Source organism: Paenibacillus sp. FSL H7-0331 (assembly GCF_001956045.1).
Genome location: NZ_MRTH01000002.1, coordinates 119,010 through 137,866, shown reverse-complemented (window position 1 = coordinate 137,866; position 18,857 = coordinate 119,010). Strand labels below are relative to the sequence as shown.

General features: G+C 47.3%; 14 protein-coding genes. 2 read left to right on the top strand and 12 right to left on the bottom strand.

Going from position 1 to position 18,857, the window contains the following annotated elements; translation table 11 throughout:
* Positions 1 to 19 precede the first annotated feature (19 nt).
* Positions 20 to 1,021: a Gfo/Idh/MocA family protein gene (locus BK127_RS03345; RefSeq protein WP_076228586.1), complete on the bottom strand. Its 1,002-nt coding sequence runs from the start codon at positions 1,019 to 1,021 to the stop codon at positions 20 to 22.
* A gap of 131 nt (positions 1,022 to 1,152) precedes the next feature.
* Here BK127_RS03345 and BK127_RS03340 point away from each other — a divergent pair, with 131 nt between their 5' ends.
* Both BK127_RS03340 and BK127_RS03335 read left to right on the top strand, forming a co-directional pair.
* On the top strand, positions 1,153 to 1,992 hold the full coding sequence (locus BK127_RS03340; RefSeq protein ID WP_076228585.1) for an AraC family transcriptional regulator: 840 nt from the start codon (positions 1,153 to 1,155) through the stop codon (positions 1,990 to 1,992).
* A gap of 162 nt (positions 1,993 to 2,154) precedes the next feature.
* Complete coding sequence (locus BK127_RS03335; RefSeq protein ID WP_076228584.1) at positions 2,155 to 4,314, top strand: DNA topoisomerase III; 2,160 nt, start codon at positions 2,155 to 2,157, stop codon at positions 4,312 to 4,314.
* 82 nt (positions 4,315 to 4,396) lie between these two features.
* Here BK127_RS03335 and BK127_RS03330 read toward each other — a convergent pair whose 3' ends face one another.
* The 11 genes from BK127_RS03330 to BK127_RS03275 form a co-directional block, all read right to left on the bottom strand.
* A complete protein-coding gene (locus tag BK127_RS03330; RefSeq protein WP_076228583.1) occupies positions 4,397 to 5,002 on the bottom strand; it encodes a P-loop nucleotide/nucleoside kinase family protein in 606 nt (201 codons plus the stop codon).
* Between the two features lie 24 nt (positions 5,003 to 5,026).
* Positions 5,027 to 5,338, bottom strand: a complete 312-nt coding sequence (locus BK127_RS03325; RefSeq protein WP_076228582.1) for a hypothetical protein — start codon at positions 5,336 to 5,338, stop codon at positions 5,027 to 5,029.
* Positions 5,339 to 5,360: 22 nt separating this feature from the next.
* On the bottom strand, positions 5,361 to 6,260 hold the full coding sequence (locus BK127_RS03320) for a TIGR01777 family oxidoreductase (RefSeq protein ID WP_076228581.1): 900 nt from the start codon (positions 6,258 to 6,260) through the stop codon (positions 5,361 to 5,363).
* 203 nt (positions 6,261 to 6,463) lie between these two features.
* Positions 6,464 to 7,255, bottom strand: a complete 792-nt coding sequence (locus tag BK127_RS03315) for an alpha/beta hydrolase (protein WP_076228580.1) — start codon at positions 7,253 to 7,255, stop codon at positions 6,464 to 6,466.
* Positions 7,256 to 7,278: 23 nt separating this feature from the next.
* Entirely contained in the window at positions 7,279 to 7,620 is a 342-nt protein-coding gene (gene ytxJ, locus BK127_RS03310) for a bacillithiol system redox-active protein YtxJ (RefSeq protein WP_076228579.1), read from the bottom strand.
* Positions 7,621 to 9,796: 2,176 nt separating this feature from the next.
* A complete protein-coding gene (locus BK127_RS03300; protein WP_083689028.1) occupies positions 9,797 to 10,813 on the bottom strand; it encodes an ABC transporter ATP-binding protein in 1,017 nt (338 codons plus the stop codon).
* A gap of 2 nt (positions 10,814 to 10,815) precedes the next feature.
* On the bottom strand, positions 10,816 to 13,728 hold the full coding sequence (locus BK127_RS03295; protein ID WP_076228577.1) for an ABC transporter permease: 2,913 nt from the start codon (positions 13,726 to 13,728) through the stop codon (positions 10,816 to 10,818).
* A gap of 11 nt (positions 13,729 to 13,739) precedes the next feature.
* On the bottom strand, positions 13,740 to 14,792 hold the full coding sequence (locus BK127_RS03290) for an efflux RND transporter periplasmic adaptor subunit (RefSeq protein WP_076228576.1): 1,053 nt from the start codon (positions 14,790 to 14,792) through the stop codon (positions 13,740 to 13,742).
* Positions 14,767 to 15,477 carry an ABC transporter ATP-binding protein gene (locus tag BK127_RS03285; RefSeq protein WP_144026353.1) on the bottom strand — a complete coding sequence of 237 codons (711 nt, stop codon included), beginning with the start codon at positions 15,475 to 15,477 and terminating at the stop codon, positions 14,767 to 14,769. Before BK127_RS03285 ends, BK127_RS03290 begins: the two co-directional genes overlap by 26 nt.
* A gap of 99 nt (positions 15,478 to 15,576) precedes the next feature.
* Positions 15,577 to 17,133 (bottom strand): response regulator, encoded by a 1,557-nt coding sequence (locus tag BK127_RS03280; protein WP_076228574.1) that lies wholly within the window; start codon positions 17,131 to 17,133, stop codon positions 15,577 to 15,579.
* Positions 17,134 to 17,136: 3 nt separating this feature from the next.
* Positions 17,137 to 18,843, bottom strand: coding sequence for a sensor histidine kinase (locus BK127_RS03275; RefSeq protein ID WP_076228573.1), 1,707 nt, complete (start codon positions 18,841 to 18,843; stop codon positions 17,137 to 17,139).
* Positions 18,844 to 18,857 lie beyond the last annotated feature (14 nt).

Below are 18,857 nucleotides of genomic sequence, written 5' to 3'. Positions count from 1 at the left end.
ATATTCCTCTCATTTGGATTTAGAGCACTACACGCGCGCGCTCTCTTGCCGATTTCAGGCAGGCGTCGATCACACGCATATTTAACACAGCATCGGACGACTCATATCGAAGTGGTGTTCCATCCAGAATGCTGCGCCCCAGATCATCCGCCTGCAGTGCATATTGATTGACATAAGGTACTTCAACTTCCCTACGCTGACCGCCCACTGTAACTATAAAATGATCGTCTGCATTTCCACGGGTCACATAGGCGCTTGGTACTTCAATACGGCCTTCTGTACCAAGGATTTCAAATACATTACGTCCAGCAGCCCACATGCCGCAATCGAAGGTCAATGCGACACTGTTAGGAAATTCCAAAATACCCGATGCCATCATATCGACATTGTCGTGGTCTGGTGAAAAGAAAGCGTGCACAGTAGCAGCCTCTGGCTCTTGCCCCAATACCATACGAGCTGTACTGATCGGATATACGCCTACATCATACAGCGAACCGCCGCCCATTTCCTGATTGAATCTTACATTGCCCATGTTTTTGGAGCTATTGAATGTAAAAGCACCATGGAGACCACGAATTTCACCGATTTCGCCGGATTGTATAATTTCTTTGATCATCGCATAACGCGGATGGTGACGATGCATAAATGCCTCTACCAGCTTCACACCTGCCTGTTCACAAGCGGCTACCATCTCCGCTGCTTCTGTCGCATCCAGTGCAATCGGCTTTTCACATAACACATGTTTACCCGCCTGAGCAGCTTTGATCGTCCATTCCTTATGCAGGTGATTTGGAAGCGGTATGTAAATGGCATCCAAAGTTTCATCATTTAACAGTGCTTCATAGCTGCCATACGCTGTTGGAATTTGAAATTGTTCCGCTGTTTTCCTTGCATTGTCTTCGTTACGGCTTGCGATTGCAGCGACTTCTCCGGTTTGCGATTGCTGAATTCCCGGAATAACAGCTCTCTTGGCAATACCTGCGCATCCGAGTACTCCCCAGCGCAATTTTTTTTGCGACATGTACAATCCATCTCCTCAACCATTTATGTTAGTAAGACTATATTGCTATTATATTGAATGCTTATTAAAATGAAAATAGAAGATTTTTGCACATATCTAAAACTATATTGCTCTCCAGAAAGGCTCTACTTATGAAAAAACAGCGAATTCTTCCGACATTGTCAGAGCATGTTTATTTTTGCTTACCCGAATCCGTTGGCTGGTACCAACAGGACCCTTTCCATACTGTGGACCGCCAGGAAGGTGCACTGAACAATTTCAGTATCCATCTCATTATTAGTGGCAAAGGCTACGTCGAAACTGCCTACGAGAAACATATGCTGACCGCTGGCGATGCTTTTCTTTATTTTCCGCTTCAGCGGCAGCGCTATTATTCCTCTCAGGAGGATCCGTGGGAAATTCGTTGGGTTCACTTTTATGGCTCCAGGCTTAACGACTATTTGCTGGAAAGGGGTCTGCACCAATCCCATTTATGGACAGTTCGTCAGGTGAAGCCGCTTGAACGTGCTCTTGATGAACTGCTTCTTGAGGCGGAGCTCAGTACACTATTTGAAATGACTCGACTCTCAACGCTCACTTATGCGGTAATTGCCGAATTCGTCAATCAAGCAGTGCCTTTGTCGACACAAAGAACTGCGGCGACCTCCGAGTTGATTTTACAACTGCTCCCTCGCATCCAGCAGGAGGCGTGCAAGCCGTTTGAGCTTGACTATTGGTCTGAGCAGGCTGGTGTCAGCACCTATTACTTTTGCAAGCTTTTTCGTAAGGTTACCCAGATGACCCCAATGACTTACGTGACGCTGTGCCGCCTGCAAAAAGCCAAGCAGTGGCTGCTGGAGAAAAAGGAAATGACCATACGCCAAATTTCATTTGATGCTGGTTATCCCAGCACAAGCTATTTCAACAAACGATTTCTTGAGCAGGAAGGTATGACGCCTACAGAATACCGGGAGCTGTATTGGAAGAACTAGCCAATTCCTTCCTCAAACGGAGATAAACTCACACCTATAGGAGCACCTCTCCGTTGACCCACCGCTTGCGTGCAAGCCAAGATAGCTGCATAATGATACAAATTATTGTATGATCAAATAAATACACGACTATGACTACACAGATTTACGGAGGAGCTTGATATGAAATCACTTGTACTTGCAGAAAAACCGAGCGTCGCCAAAGAAATCGCGCGTGTTCTCGGCTGTACCCAGAAACAAAAGCATTATATGGAGGGACCTAAGTATGTCGTGACCTGGGCATTGGGTCATCTCGTAACCTTGGCTGAACCGGAGGATTATGATTCCAAATACAAAGCTTGGGAGCTCGATCAGCTGCCGCTGCTGCCTGAACGGATGAAGCTTAAGGTCATTAAGGAAACGACACCTCAGTTTCGCGCTATTGCTCAATTAGCCAAGCGTAACGATCTTAACCAGCTTATTATAGCTACCGACGCTGGACGCGAAGGCGAACTTGTAGCCCGTTGGATTATGGAAGAGATTCACTGGCGCAAGCCTTTTCAACGTTTGTGGATTTCCTCGCAAACTGATAAAGCGATTCTCGATGGTTTTGCCAAGCTGAAGCCGGGTCGTGACTACGACAACCTGTATCAATCGGCAGTATGCCGTGCAGAAGCGGATTGGCTGATAGGACTCAATATTACACGAGCACTTACCTGCAAATACAATGCACAGCTGGCTGCCGGACGTGTACAGACCCCTACCCTATCGATGCTGATGGAAAGAGAAAATGAGATACGTGCCTTTCAATCCAAGGATTACTGGCTGCTCAGGACACAACTGGGTGGTTTTCAGGCAATGTGGAGAGGCAAGCACAATCCGGATGGCCGTTTGTTCGACAAAACGGCAGCAGATACGTTATTAAATCGGGTTAAAGGTGCTCAGGCGAAGGTTAGTCAATTGAAAATGACCGAAAAGTCGGAGCCTCATCCGCTAGCCTACGATCTGACCGAGCTGCAGCGGGACGCCAATCGTAAATACGGATTTTCAGCCAAGCAAACTTCAAATCTGCTGCAGCGTCTATATGAGCAATACAAGCTGGTCACCTACCCGCGAACGGACTCCAGATATTTGACATCGGATATGGTTCCGACTCTGAAGGGGCGCTTGGATGCCATTTGTATACAAACCTATGCAGGACTTGTCAGACCGCTGCTTAACAAGCCTCTGAACATAACCAAACGGATCGCAGATGATAGTAAAGTCTCCGATCACCATGCCATCATTCCAACGGAGCAAACGCCGCTGCTTCATATTTTAAGCCATGATGAACGTCGATTGTATGATCTGATCGCACGGCGCTTTATCGCCTTGTTTTATCCTGCATATCGTTATGATGAAACGGCTGTCACCATTGATATAGGCGGAGAGACTTTTTATGCCAAGGGACGCGTCACGAAGGAGCCCGGATGGAAAAGTGTCTACGGGCAGGAGCTAATCTCGTCCGAGCAGGAAGATGAGGATACCCGGGATGAAGATTCAGGAGGCTCACAGTCGTTACCCAAATTGCAATCGGGTCAAGTCATCCCGGATCATCGCTGCACTTTGGAAAAGCATGCTACCAAGCCCCCTTCCCGATATACCGAAGCTTCACTGCTGTCCATTATGGAAAAGCATAAATTAGGAACGCCTGCGACCCGGGCCGATATTATTGAAAAGCTGCTTTCCACCGATACGATTGAGCGGAAAATGAATGTACTTCAGCCAACTGGCAAGGGCGCGCAATTAATCGAGCTGGTCGTACCCTCACTGCGTTCACCAGAGCTGACTGCCAAGTGGGAGCTGGAACTTGAACATATCGCCAAAGGAACGGGCAGCATGAAAACCTTTCTGAAAGCTATCCGTGAGCAAACGACAGCTATGATTCAAGCCGTCAAACAAAGTACAATCGAATACAAGCCGCATAATCTTACTCATTCCAAATGTCCGGATTGTGGTAAAAATTTGCAGGAGATCAAGAGCAAACGTGGCAAGCTGCTCGTCTGTATCGACAGAGAGTGCGGCTATAAGCGGGCTGGCGAACCTATGCTGTCCAATAAACGTTGTATGCAATGCCATAAGAAAATGGAAATTCACACGGGAAAAGCCGGTAAATATGCACAATGCCGTCATTGCAACGTCATCGAGATGCTGAGTGATGAGCCGCGTGCAGGCGGTAAAGCCGCCAAAAGAAACAGCGCCCAGTTGATCAACCAATTCAGCGATAACGTTGCTGTAGGCTCCAGTCTGGAAGAGGCACTAAAAGCCGCGATGCAAAAGAAGCAGAACCCGGAATCTCCCTGATCCAATTAAACAATCCCCACTCAGCCTTGTATCATTCTTGGCTTGGTGGGGATTGTTTGGTTGTGCTCTTGATTTCTTATTTTCACTTCACATCAAGCTCTGAGTCATCGTATATAAACCTTGCAACTGAATTAATGCTCTCATCGGTTAATGGAGCTGAGTTATCATAATAAAGAATGGAAGAATCCGGGATACTCCATTTTATGTCACGGACAATAAGCGTTCGGCTGAATTCATCCCAATTTGTCAGCTTCCAATCATCCAGCGATGAGCCCCTTTCCTGAATACGCTCATAATAGCTCGTTTGGTCAGCAAGATGTACAAAAACCACTTTCACTGCGACATCATCAACAGAAGCACCTATGCCTTCTAGCTCCTTGACCAACCACTCCTTGCTCTCAGTCTCCTTCGTAAAGGGCCCGATCACAAAAGCATCCGATCCAAGCTCCACATTTTCCAGTGCGGCATCCATAGTTATCCGATAGCCCAAATCGCGGCACAATATCTTGTAGGTTATTGAATCACGATCCTCCGGGTCTTGACCAGCAAGCTTCATTAGCGCTACGGCTGCTGGCCGTAATAAGGTGTCCATATCAAATAAAGCCGCACGGGACCGTTTGGCCAAGGCTTTCGCGATGGTTGTTTTACCCGCCCCGGCAGGACCTAAGAAAAATACAAGTTTTCGCATCCGAAGTGACCGTCCTCCCCCTGTTTAACTTACCATCGACAACAGCTTCGGCTTGACGTTCTGTTCATAATAATGGATAAGCTGTGCCTTCTCATCAGCTGTGAATTGGTATTCACAGTCTCGTCCTTCATCCTGTGGCACAATTTGCGCAATTTCCCCTGCATATGTACAAAATATCAATGCTGTCAGTTCCGTAAAATCGTCCGGCAGCACCATACCCTCTTCCAACTCCAAATGCAGCTCCACATCGATCCACTGCTTATCGCGAATTTCGACCGTTGCCCGCATCTGATGAAACCGCAATTCTGCATAATCCAAAGAGCCGAATTGAATCATTTTGTTACCTCCATTGTCTTTTTTACGATTGCTTTTTCAAAAGATTGGCACAAGCCATGTCGATCGTAGGATATAGATACGAAAAATCATAGTCAATCGCCAGCAGAGGTATAGCTCGCTGACCCTTAAGCAGCAGGACCGACATCTCCCCAAACATAAGCTTCATCATAAAAGCAGGAACTGGAAACCAATGCCGGGTGCGCAGCGCTTTGGCTATCGCTTTACCCATTTCGTCATTCGTCACAGCCTGCGGCGATGTTGCGTTAATTTGTTCAATAATATCTTCATTTTCGATACAGAAATCAATAAGCCGGCATAAATCGTCGATATGAATCCATGAAATAATCTGCTTGCCGCTGCCAACTCGACCCCCGATGCCAAGCTTGTATGGTGTTAACAGCTTGGGGAAAGCGCCACCATCAAGGCCCAGTACAATACCCAATCGCAGCTTAACAATTCTTGTATTGCGAATCTCATCCATCGCAGCTTCCCACTTCTCAACAACACCTGAAAGAAAGTCCTCTACATTCGGGTCACTGTGCTCCACAAAGCTTCCACGTTCCGAGGTTCCATAAATCGATACGCCTGAAGCGTTGATAACGACCGAAGGCTTTTGCTCCATCCGCTCTACGATATTGGCAATTTGCGCAACAGCGTCTAGTCTGGAGTTCAGAATTCTTTCCTTCGCTTCATCAGTCCAACGCTGATTAATCGATTCGCCCGCTAAATTCACGATCACATCTGTACCTGTCATGACTTTAATATCATTTTTCAATTCCGACCATGTAGCATGTCGAATTAATGGATTGGTAGAGGTGAGTTTTTTGCGAGAAATCAAGATCAGTGAATATTTACGTTCAAGGAAATATTGGGTCAAATGCTGACCGATAAATCCCGAACTGCCTGCTATGGCAATTTTCATCCGTGGTTTCCCCACCTTCGATTGATATGTGTTACTCATTATATAACAAACAGCTCCAAAGAACCAAAATTCCTGCTGAATGTCAATAAATTAAAAAAGACCGGAATCCCAGTAACTGAAACGTAACACGGATACAAGCACTTTTCATTAAAGTGTTGATAATCCCGGTTACTTCTGCTACTTGCGGACTCTGGTCTTGTGGCTTAATGGGCTAAATAGGATTGAATAAAGCGTAAAGCATCCGGCAGATGCTCCTTCCAATATGTCCAATTGTGCTCGCCTTCAAACTGCTCGTACGTATGCGTGTAGCCAATAGTCTTGAGATGCAGATGAAAATCCTGATTCATCGTATACAAATAATCACTTGTCCCACAATTCATATACAAGGCGGGACATCGACCGTCCTGCATTCGTAAATTGGCAACTAGCTGCGGGTCATACGACTCCGCATAAGGTCCATGGAGCGGTCCAATCATCCGACCTACATCAGAACGAGCATACTGGTCTATCAAATGCTGGCTCGATACCAGACCTCCTGAGAGACTTGCTGCTGCTCCAAAACGTTCAGGATGCCGCAAGGCAAGCGACACAGCCCCAAATCCGCCCATCGACAAGCCGCAGAGTACTCGCTGATTGCTACTATCGATCGTACGATAGTGCCTGTCAATCTCAGGAACCAGATCATAGATAAAATATTGCTCGAAATTACCCGTACCATCATACCAATCCATATAAAAAGTGCCCTGACCATAACCGCCGTCACTCGGCATAACAACAATACTTGGAATGAGTTCGCCGTTGTTCATCAGTTGATCTAGCGTTTGCTCAGCATTCCCTTTGAGCATCCAACTGGACTCACTTCCGTGCATACCGTGCAGTAAATAAATAACTGGATACCGCTGTTCCGACTGCTCATATCCCGCCGGCACATAAACGAAGCATGACTTCCGAGCGTACAACGCCCCGGAGAAAAAAGAATGCGGTTGTATACTCAAAAGATCGATCCTCCCGAACAAGTTTAATTAAGAACTGCTGTGATGTGCGCCTCGGTTACAGCCCAGTGTGAAGTGTTCCATACCGATTCTTTATCTTTAACATACAAAATTTGCGGAGAAGCATGCTTGACACCTGTATCCTCAGCAATCTGGTTAGAAACCGGACGGGATTCAATTACCTTGACAAGTACATAATCAACCTGTTCGTTCGGTTGTTTGTTCAAATAGTTTTCAAACTCTTGCAGGGCATTAGCACTTACCGGGCAGGTCGTACTGTGCTTAAGCACAACTACCGGCTTTTCGGATGAACCTTCAAATAATTGGTTCCACTCTTCCTGACTATCAATTTCTCTCCACTGACTCATATTCATTCCTCCATATTTCTACATATCATTTTGTATTTAACAACCAATTTACGCTTTTTTGTCGTAAAAGTGAAGGCATCCACAGCTTCATAGCTTGGGGATGCCTAAGGAGTAGCGTGGTCGCCGCCTCTGTTCTATAATCATTTTACCATATTCATGTTTGATAATAAACTATTCCGTTGTACCGAACCAATCCATCGTTTGAGATCCCAGCAGCTTGCGTTTCCCCTGGAACTCATGATAGATGTTCATCTGATATTGCTTCAACGATTCAATTTTGAAAATCAGGCTATCATCTTGCTTGGTAATCCGATAATCAAACTCTCCGAGCTTAAGTCGCTTGTCTTCCTCCTCAGGCGCTGTTTCCAGGTAAAAGACCTCATCGATGTTGACTTTTCCTTTACTGTCTACGAACTGGATAATCAGCTTGCTGCCCTCCGTATTTGTCTCGTAAAAGCTATCCTTGGTCAGCTTATATTTAAAATTAATCCGCAGCGTATTGCGATCCAGCCACGTATTCATATTACTTAATGAAATCGTATACGGGTAGAACACAAGATCCTTTAAAGTCGGGCTTACTGTGGTATTTTCCAGGGGAAGCTCCATTTGTACGGCATTGATGTAAGCCTCCGCTTTATCGTCCGTGCCACTGAGTCGCTGTTCGGTGACCGATTCACCAATGACCAGCCTGAGGCTTTGTACGTCCAAATCCTTGGGAAGTTTGGTTGAAAAAGATAACAGAGCTTTCCCTTGGGGATTCAGCTTTTGCTTGACTTCGCGAACCCTGGTTGGGTACAGCGCATCATCCGCTGTCTTGAAGAACGCTGTTAGCCTGGGAATAATATTCGAGCGTTTCTCAAGATTGGATACCTCCACTTGCACCTCAAAAAGATTGCTTGCACCGTCGGTATAAGTGTTGATTTCTCTGGGTGAAAAGCTGGTTGATCGGCCAGAACCGGTAATTGATTGGGATTGACCAAACGCCAGCAAAGGAAGTACAATCTTTGATTCCGGCAGTTGGAATTGAGCGATTTCCTCGGCTGCGGTTTCGCTCTTCTTTTCCTGAACGACCAGCTTCACGGACGCGAATGGATAGGTGTATGGAATTTTGGCAACTAGCTTCACATGAACAGATTCAGAGGGAGGCACACCGACAGATCGATCAAGTTTAATAACCTTGGCATCTACCTTACTCCCGCCATCAAGCTCATAGTAAGCCTTCAATTCGGGAAATGGCAATGCGACCGATTGGTTATGGGACAAGGATACTTCAGCGCTCAAAATATCCTGATCCTCCCATGGTAAACGATCAACTTTATCTGTTTTGAATGCATACGTACCATCTGCATTCGTATACGTGACAACTCCACCTAACTCCGGCAAAGCTTTAGGGTCAGTTGATATGCGTAAAGAAGCGATAGGAAAATTGATTTTGGTATCCGTCGTTAGTACAAACGGCTGTGTCATGACCAGATCCCAGAAATCGGTTCCTGCTGACAGTGGCAGCTGATTAGCCCTTAGCTGAAGCTCTAGCGGAACATCCGGCTGCAGTGACTGCTTGTCAGCGTTCAGGACGATATCTAGCGGGTACATCGCACCGTTTGAGGTTCTAAGCGCGTATTGATAGCCGGCGATTCGAATGGAGGTCTTTCCCTTATTGGTCATGCGCAGTGTCAGCTTGGGGGACGTATAGCTATCGCTAACAAGTGCCGACCATGCAGTTACGTTCAGTTCAACAGGCATCGCTGATAGCTGTACCGTCTTGCCTCCTGAGTCAGGCGCCCACAATGCTTCGGCTGTGTCCGGGAAGCGAATTTCACCAACTGTTGTTTCCAAATCGGCACTCGTATAATCCCATTTTGTTATGAGGAATCCGAGTTCACCTAGCTGAACCAAGTCATTAACCGCTGCGTAAAAAGAGAACTCCACCTGCTGCCCTGCTGGAATTTCCTTTTTCAGCTTATCCTGAGCGACCAAATCCGCTTTAAATTCAGCACCAGATGTACTGATAACCTTCACCCAGTAATCAAGAAAGGAAAGCTTACTGCTTCCTGCATTCATGACCGTCATCGTAAAAAATAGCATCCTGCCCCCATCTGTAGGCACCACAGCAGCGTTCTTCAATTGTATGGAGCTGCTTGATCCTATGGAAACAGCGGGGAGCTGTAAGGACTTATCAAGCTCTTCCCTTTGGTAGCTCTCCCCTTCCGCCATTGCTGGCTGTGTCTGAATTAGCCACATCGCCGCGAGCGCCAGCATGATCAGCAGCAGTCCGGTCTTCATGTTTAATCGGCACATGTATACTCTCCTCCTTGGCTTCCGGAGGCAGCAGGACGATTCGCCCGTCCTCCAGTTGGACTCTTACCTTATTTGTCGAATGAATACCTATGGATTTAAGCATATCTCCGGGAATTTGCAGACGGCCTGATTTATCGAGAACCGCATATTCAGTATGGGTCTCGTCCTCATTCTGCCCTATCCCTGACTCAAGCTCTGCCAGCTCATCTGCATAGGTTTTACGCCGGATCATTTCAGATGAGGTTTTACCGTCCCGTATGGCGACTACCCGATCCACTTTTTTGGCGAGCAGCGGGTCATGAGTTACGATGATAACAGTCAAACCGATCCTCCGGTTTAAATCACGAAATAAATCCAGTATTTGATCCGCCATCTTGGAATCAACAGAGCCCGTGGGCTCGTCTGCAAGCAGCAGCTTTGGATTATTCGCCAGAGCAATAGCAATCGCCACTCGCTGCTGCTCACCACCGGACAGCTGATTGAGCCGATTTTTGATCCGATGGCTTAACCCGACTGCATCCAGCAGCTCCAAGGCACGTTCACGCTTGCGTTTACCCTGCAGAAGAATGGGAAGCTCTACATTTTCCTGTGCGGTCAGGTAAGGTATTAAATTGCGTGCATTATTTTGCCAGACGAACCCTACTGTTTCCCGTTTGTAGCGCACAAGATCACGTTCCGTAAACTTTAACAAATCTTTACCAGCAACCTGCAGCTGTCCGGCTGAAGGTCGGTCCAAGCCTCCCAGCATATTCAATAATGTGGATTTGCCACTCCCACTGTTACCGATAATAGCCATCAGCTCTCCTGATTCTACGTGCAGGTCAAGACCTTGAAGCGCTACGACTTCGAGATCGGCTACCTTATAAATTTTCACGAGGTTATCACAATGGATCATCATTAATCCTCCCCGAGCTTGACTGCCTGATGAATCTTGATCCGTGAGAGCATCGTCCCCAGAATCAGCAAACCCATGGAAAGCATAACCGTCACGATGATATAGAGCTGAATTTGATCCCGGGGATCAAAAGTTACCTGAAATGGTGGTACCTGGCTCGACGTTTGCATGGATAACTGGAACATCGGTACGAATAAGCGGCTGGTCAGATGACCCGTTAATAGCCCAATGGCTACGGCCGCACCTGAGGTGAGAAGCTGCTCCCCAACCAGCATCAATATTAATTGACGGAATGAAACCCCCATGGCCCGCAAAATCCCAAATTGCAGAACACGTCCTGATAAGGACAACACCCAATACAACAAAAATCCGCAGAAACTGATCACTATTGAAATAATGAAGCCAAGTGTCATGACACCATTAATAGCAAGCAGAAATGGATCATTTTTGGAGCGGATCAAGTCCTGCTTGGCATCTACAAGCTTGGTAATCGGAATTTGCTTATCCTCCAGCGTTTGGTAAAGCTCCTGACTTTTCGTTTCAGGCTTCAGCTTTAACCAAACCTCATACGGCTCCAGGGCCATATTGTTCTGAATATAGGACAGATGACCAACAATCAGCATCGGATCCTTGACCTTTTTATTTTTGGCATTGCTTGACGCACTGCTGCTAGAAGCGGCAGCCCTATCCGTAAAGAGCGGATTGGGATTCCAGGATGGCCAATAATCAACAATTCCAAAAACCTGGAACATCGTGCTTTCCACACCGCTCCAGCTCGCATAGATGGGGTCGCCTACCTTAAGGCTGTACTGGTCAGCCATCGTGCGGGACACAAGCACCGCAGCAGGGTTCACGGCTAGCAAATTTAAATAATCATAAAAGTGGTGGTCAAGCAGGCCATTGCGCATCCAGGCCGTTCGACCAAAATCATCGGTATCTATGCCCATCAAGGTAGCTGTACCGCGTTCCTTGCCTACGGTGAACCCCGCTTCCTTTTTAGTAAATACTTTGGCCGCCTGCTCAACACCATTTAGCTGGGTGAGCGGCAAAAAGGGAGGCTCGGAAAATTGCACCTTCTTCTTGGCGGCAGCCAGACTCTCTTCAGTAACGGGTTCACTGCCATAATCACCACCCATGCTTGGCGGAGGCGCATCATCCTCCCACTTCATTTGCATCGTAATATCCGCACCGTTGCTGTACATGATTTTCTCACCGGCATTTTTATTAATCGTTCTGGCTGCGCTTGCACTGAACAAGCCCGTAGCCAGCGTAACGCTTAAGAACACCATGATCGCCTGATACTGAGTTGTTGAGCGCCCGACCTGCAGCAGCGTAGAGTATAGAGAAGGCGGCCACCAGCGTCTACCGAGCCGATACAGCAATCGAACCAGATACGGATATATCCGCAGCAGCAGAAAGCTCGCTCCCAGTACAAACAGCGCTGGTACCAGAAATAGCAGAGGATCCATCTGCAGATCTGTCGTATCCAGCCCAAGCGCCTGCATATCGGACATACGACGGCGGAATGTATACAGTCCATACATGGAGATAGCGAGCAATACAATATCCACTCCAAACTTATGCCAAAAGGATAATCCCGACTGTCTGGCCATCTGCTGCTTATGTCCTACAATCGTTGCTTTCATCGCAAACAAAACAGGTAGCAGTGTCATGAGGACTGAGCAAAGAACTGCATACAACCCGTATTGAAACGCTTCCTGATTCAGCTTGACATCCAGCGTCGCCCGCTGAACAAATTCAAGAAAACCATTTGAAGCTCCCAGCACCTTGGTCAACGACAGGCCCACGAACGGTCCAAATAGGAGTGCAATAGCACCTAACATAACCCCTTCCACAACATATCCGAGCACAATTTGCAAACGGCTTGCGCCGCGGCTGCGAAGTACGGCAATTTCGGTTTTCTGACGATCAATAATAAGATTGGAAACCATGAATAAATAATAAGCCAGCATAATCATGACAGGCACATTCAATGACCATAACATCATCCGCAGCTTTTCTTCCTTGGCGTAGTAACCAGTCAACGTTTTCAAGGCAGGAGCCTTAACCGAAATATTTGGAAAATGGTTGCCCAGGTAATTTTCTGTACGCTGGTGTGTCTGAATAAAGCGCTCAATTGAATCCAGCTTCATCCGGCTGTAATCAACAGTCATGTACCAGCTGCTGAAACGAAGCATAAGCTGCTGCTCCTGGGTTATCGTCTGTTCAAACCAATCGTAAGAAACTAATAGACTGGCCTTGTAGCTGGACATTGGATTGTACCAATACACATCATCGTACGTTTTACGGTCAACAACCCCAACAATTTTGAATTTAATCGGAGTTTTGGCTGTGTCATCCTCAATCACATATTCCTGTCCAACGACCATCTTCAATAGTGACAGACCTTGATCCACAACAACCGCTTCTACCACACCATCTACTGGGGCAGCCGATGGCAGCTTTCCGTCCACAATACGAACGTGCTCGTCCATTCCGCTTAGTGCCGTAATATCGGCACGCCGACTAACTTTATTGTCAATTTTATTGGCATCAACCGGGACCAAATTCCAGCTATCCGTTGACCTTTCCGTGACGAGATTGGGGATCGGCAGCTGAAAAGCGGGAGCAATGGATTGGGACATGTAAGCATCCGCATTTATAATTGCCTGCTTCGACTCCTCAGGTGATATTTCTCCGGTCAAATACACCGAGCTCCAAAAAATCCCCGAGTACTGCTGACTGTTGGTCTGAAGCAGCTCCAAATCCTTAACCAGGAGCCGCTGCAAAATTGCACTTGTATAAATCGGCATACTGCTCACAAGTCCGACCGAGATGATCAAGCCGAGCAGAAGGCTGAATTCGAGCCATTTGTTTTTGATCATTTTGCGCATGATCATCACAAGTATCGCCACACGGCATCACCTCAATTGTTTAAAATCACCTTTTGACCCTCTTTGATCCCTTTGCGAATCTCTACTTCCGTGGACGATACGATTCCCTTCTCAACATCAAGCTCTTTACGACTTTCCCCTTCAAGCACCTGTACATAATCACGTCCCATGTAAGAGCGGAGTCCAATCTTGGGAATGATCATCACATCCTCCCGATTTTCGGTAACGATCGTAATATCCGCGCTATTGCCAATCTCTATCGTATCGGGCAGCCCTTGGGCTGTGATGACAATCGTTTTCGCATTTTTATCAGCAATAGCTTTCACATCCGATTGGGGTGCGGTTGCGGGAATTTGCGACACGATGCCGGGGTAGACGCCTCCTTTTACCTTTACCTCTGCAGGCATCCCTATCTGGACTCCGACTAAATCATTCGTATTGGTCGTTTCGTATACCAGACGCACCGATTTAGGATCGGATACCGTTAAGATCGCTTTATAGGCCACAACAGGATCTCCTTGCCTGATAGGATCAAGGAACGTTACAATACCGCTGACATCGGAAATCAGCTTCGTCTTGCTCAGTTGCTTTCGATACAGATCCAGCTGTATTTCCTCCTTCTGCATATCCAGCAGCTTGATTCGGATGGCAATCGCATCACCGCGTTTCTCATCCTTGGCTTGTTCCAGAGCAAGCCTTGCCTTTTCCACAACAAGCTCCTGCTGAAGGATTTTGCCTTCAATTTCACCTTTATCAAGCTGAGCAACAACATCTCCCTTATTGACAACAGACCCAAGATTGACATTGATGTCAGCAAGCCGCCCTCCGGATTCGGGGTAGAACAAATATTGCATCTTGTCCGCGGCAAAGGTGCCTACTCCGTTGATTTGCTTCTTGATGGTGCCCTTCTTGACCTCATACAGCTCAAAATTTTCCTTGACCGGCTTCACGAGCGGTGGCTTTAACGCCTCCTCCTCCTGAGGCAGCAGACTGCAGCCGGGGATACATGTCATTACGATCGATGCTGTAATTATCCATGAAGCTATCGTAAAGCGCTTGTTAGCTTTCTTCCACAATATGTCCATCCTCCAGTGCATACACTTGATCCACCACTTCCATAATCGCCGGGTCATGTGTCGTCAAAATAATCGTCATTCCTTCAAACTGCACCAAATCCTTGAATACCTTCAACACCTGCAGCCCCATACGACTGTCGAGCTCAGCAGTTGGTTCATCCGCCAACAACAGCTTCGGTCGGTGGGCTATCGCTCTGGCAATCGCGGTGCGCTGCTGCTCACCACCTGACATCTCATAGGGGCGATGCTTCATTCTTGGTCTCAGACCGACAAAATCAAGCGCTTGTTCCGCGTACTCACGACGTTGAGCCGAAGGTATGCCTGCAATACGCAAGCCAAATTCGACATTCTCATAAGCCGACATATAAGGAACCAAAGCAAATGACTGAAATATAAGGCCAAGACGAGTGCGACGCAGCTCATTCCTTTTTTTGTCGGATAATCCTGTCACATCCTGACCTTCAAAATAAATCGCTCCATCTGTAGGCCGATCCAACAATCCGAGCATATTTAAAAGCGTAGTTTTCCCTGAGCCCGAACGTCCCCTTAGCGCGATCAGACGACCGGAGGCGATATGAAGCGAAGCACCACGCAGCGCATGCACGGCAGCACCAGCTTTACCGAAGGTTCGGGTCAGACTGACAGCTTGTAATATCGGATCACTCGTTGGGCAGTTATGTATGGGATGCTGCATGGATATTCCTCCAAGGTCTCAATTGTAAGCGAATTCTTTACTTATAATGTAAACCTTCCCAGCATATAAAAATAGACACCAATTTGTTGGAATTGGTGTCTATTTGTTCTGTTCCTCATATTCCTTTGGTGTACATCCGACAGCTTTTTTAAACGTTTTGGCGAATATCTTGGCATCGGTAAAGCCGACAGCTTCGGCAACCTCATATACTTTTTTGTTATTAGCCAGCAAGAGCTGTTTGGCCGCTTCTAGCCTTATGCGTACCAGTGATTCGATCAACGATTCCCCTGTCTCCTTGCTGTACAAATCGCTCAAATAGCTGCGGCTTAGCTTAACATTTTGCGCAATATCGGTTGTACTGATGGCCAAATGGTAATTGTGCTTCATGTACATCTGTGCCTTACGGACAAAAGGATTTCGCGAGGTCGGAACCACGGCCGTGCCTGATTGCAAAATAGCCAGCTCCCGACATGCCTCCGTAAACCACATTCCGAGCGCTTCCAACCGAAAATGCGCTTGCGCTTGGGCAGCCGCGACCTTGCGATCAAAATCATCCAGGTTGCTCGTCCCCTCCTGTCGGGCCAACGCAGCTGCAAAGCTTAGCAGCTCATATAGAAAGCTGAAAGCCTGTGTGATCGGAGGCTGGAGGTTACCCAGTCGCTTCCAGATTTGCTCAGACCAATAAACGACCGCATCTTCATTATGCCCGGCTATCGCACGCAACAGATTTTGCTTCTCGTCCTGAGGGAGCTCCCCTTTCCAGGCCGAATGCAGCTCATCACTTACCACTAGCTCTGAAGCCTGCTGAATGAAAAGCTCCGTTTGAACTCCGTAAAAATACCGCTTTCTGAGCTCATCATGCATATGTACAATACGATACAGCTGTTCGGGTTGGTTGATCCGAGCAACAGCCGACAGCCAAAAGCCATGCTCTGTCAAACCTGTATCTGAACCTGCTAAAGATTGCTGCAGCTGAGCCTGACGCTCCTGATGAGTGGCAGCCAGCTGATCCTTATAAATAAGCAGCACTTGATGCTCGTTCACAAGTACATAAGCCCACACATCCGGCCAATTCCATCCGATAAACGAGAATCGAACGTCTGGTGCCAAATAAATCATCCAGCTCGACAGCTCTCCGTCAACCGTAAAAAGTTCATCCTCCAGTTCTTCATCTCGCTGACTGCTAACCCATGCTTTCTTAAGCCTTAATCCCCACTGTGCCTGATTCGACTGCAGCAGCTGCTGTGTGAGCATTAGCTGTTTCTGCTTCTGTTCCCGCAGCTTTTGCAAATCGAGCTTCGCTTCGTTAAGAATAGTGATCAGCTGCTCTGGCTCCATTGTAGGCTTTAATATATAATCGTGTGCGCCAAGCTTCATCGCTTCTTTCACATACTTGAAGTCATCCAGACAGCTCAATACGATGACAGCTGCATCAGATTCCGTCTGCTTCATTCTTCTGACCAGCTCCAGACCGTCCATACGCGGCATCAAAATATCTGTCACTACCAGATCAATGCCGCCATCCTCCAGCCTTTCCCATGCTTCGTTACCATCACAGGCTTCACCACCCCACTCGAAGCCGTGTTCCTCCCAGCGGATCATCGTTTTCAGCACTTGTCTAATAATCGGCTCGTCATCGACTACTAATACCTTCATCGTTTATCCTTCCTCATTGTAATGTACCGGCAGCGTCAGACGAATGGTTGTCCCTTGGCTTGGTTTGCTCACCATATTCATATTGTATCCGCTTCCATAGTACAGCCTGATTTTCTCGCGGATGTGGCGCAGTCCGATTCCGCTCATTCTCTCCCGCATCCCCCCGTTTGTGGCGGATTCAACAGCCTTGTCTTCCATGGACATACCGATCCCGTTATCTTCAACCTGACAAATCAGCAGCTCACGCTCTGCTTCTATGCGGATGCCAATACGGATAACTCCCTCCTGCCGGCTCGGCTCAATCCCATGAATAATCGCATTTTCCAATAGCGGCTGCAGGATCATTCGCGGTACCAGACAACCTTCGGACAACGGATCAATATCATACTCCATACGTATTTTGTCCCCATACCGAAATGCCTGAATATCGATATAAGCATGGATCAGTTCTATTTCTTCACGAACCGTAATAAAATCCCCCTTTTTCCCCAAGCTCGCCTGCAGCAGTCGGACCAAGGAAGTGACAACCTCCGCGATTTGCGGGGTACGGTGCATTTTGGCAACCCATTTGATCGTGTTTAACGTATTGTACAAAAAGTGCGGGTTCAGCTGATATTGCAGCGCTTCCATTTCAGCTTCCTTTTTTAGCGATTCCTCACGTTTTACTTGTCTGATCAGCTCTTCCAATCGGTTCAGCATCTGATTATAGCTCTCGCCCAGCTCGTTCCATTCTCTGCTGCTTTTATGCACCCAGTACGCTTTAAAATCACCTAATTCAGCACGATTCATCAGCCCACGGAGGTGTTTCATCGGTCGAGCCGAATAATGCTGGTACACGAATACACTCAACATACAGACTAGCAGCAGCAACACAATGAACAATCCAAGTGTAGATTGAAACGCCTTTGCAAAAGAAGTCTCCAAAGACTGTCGGGCTTCAATCTGTGAAAACCATACCGCTCCTGGAAGCTCCAGCTTTTTCGTCGACATCACGGAGAACTTGCCCCATTGAAGTGGCTCCGTCGCTGTCTTCCATCCCTCTTCCTTCTGGAGCATTTCATTATCAGTCTCAGGCAGCCTGCTGTACATAAATACGCCATGACTGTCCATGATCTGGTTACGAAGCAGCGGCAGCCTGCCATAAATATCTTTCATTAACGGGTCTAATGCTACCGTAATTTGAAAAGAGCCCTTAACTACATTTTTCCGATTCGTGAGTGGGGCCGTATATATAACCTCATAGCCATCCGCAGCTTCTCTCTTTTCACGGGCTTGTAGGGACCGATCAAACTTTCGCAGCATGGGAAGAGTTGTGTCTGTAGGAGTAACGGATGTCAATGCCTCGGTGCATAAGTTATAGTTCAACGCATCCAACGACATACACATATTCGTTACAAAAGGAAATTGGGAGCGCTCAGAGCGAAGCAAGTAATCGGCATATTCCCGCAGCGAACGATCCTCGGCAGAATCTGTAATAACCGTTCCCTCACTCAATCGCTGAATGGCATAATCGTTACTGATCCGCTTCAGTGTGTGGTCGAGCTCTTCGAACGATTTTTGAATTCTTATCACGGTTTGATCGTGCACCTGCTGCAGCTGCTCGCCCGATGCCAGCTGTGTTTGGGAGGCCGCCTGCACCGAATAATATACAATACAGCTGGTTATTAGCACTGAACAACTAAGCACGATATAGATTAACATACGTACCATAAGTAACCCTCACC

Coding starts and splice junctions, on each gene's coding strand:
- BK127_RS03285 (WP_144026353.1), bottom strand. CDS start 15,477: ATGCAGCATCCCATACATAACTGCCCAACGAGTGATCCGATATTACAA.
- BK127_RS03275 (WP_076228573.1), bottom strand. CDS start 18,843: ATGGTACGTATGTTAATCTATATCGTGCTTAGTTGTTCAGTGCTAATA.
- BK127_RS03300 (WP_083689028.1), bottom strand. CDS start 10,813: ATGATCCATTGTGATAACCTCGTGAAAATTTATAAGGTAGCCGATCTC.
- BK127_RS03325 (WP_076228582.1), bottom strand. CDS start 5,338: ATGATTCAATTCGGCTCTTTGGATTATGCAGAATTGCGGTTTCATCAG.
- BK127_RS03345 (WP_076228586.1), bottom strand. CDS start 1,021: ATGTCGCAAAAAAAATTGCGCTGGGGAGTACTCGGATGCGCAGGTATT.
- BK127_RS03335 (WP_076228584.1), top strand. CDS start 2,155: ATGAAATCACTTGTACTTGCAGAAAAACCGAGCGTCGCCAAAGAAATC.
- BK127_RS03340 (WP_076228585.1), top strand. CDS start 1,153: ATGAAAAAACAGCGAATTCTTCCGACATTGTCAGAGCATGTTTATTTT.
- BK127_RS03290 (WP_076228576.1), bottom strand. CDS start 14,792: ATGGACATATTGTGGAAGAAAGCTAACAAGCGCTTTACGATAGCTTCA.
- BK127_RS03330 (WP_076228583.1), bottom strand. CDS start 5,002: ATGCGAAAACTTGTATTTTTCTTAGGTCCTGCCGGGGCGGGTAAAACA.
- ytxJ (WP_076228579.1), bottom strand. CDS start 7,620: ATGAGTCAGTGGAGAGAAATTGATAGTCAGGAAGAGTGGAACCAATTA.
- BK127_RS03280 (WP_076228574.1), bottom strand. CDS start 17,133: ATGAAGGTATTAGTAGTCGATGACGAGCCGATTATTAGACAAGTGCTG.
- BK127_RS03320 (WP_076228581.1), bottom strand. CDS start 6,260: ATGAAAATTGCCATAGCAGGCAGTTCGGGATTTATCGGTCAGCATTTG.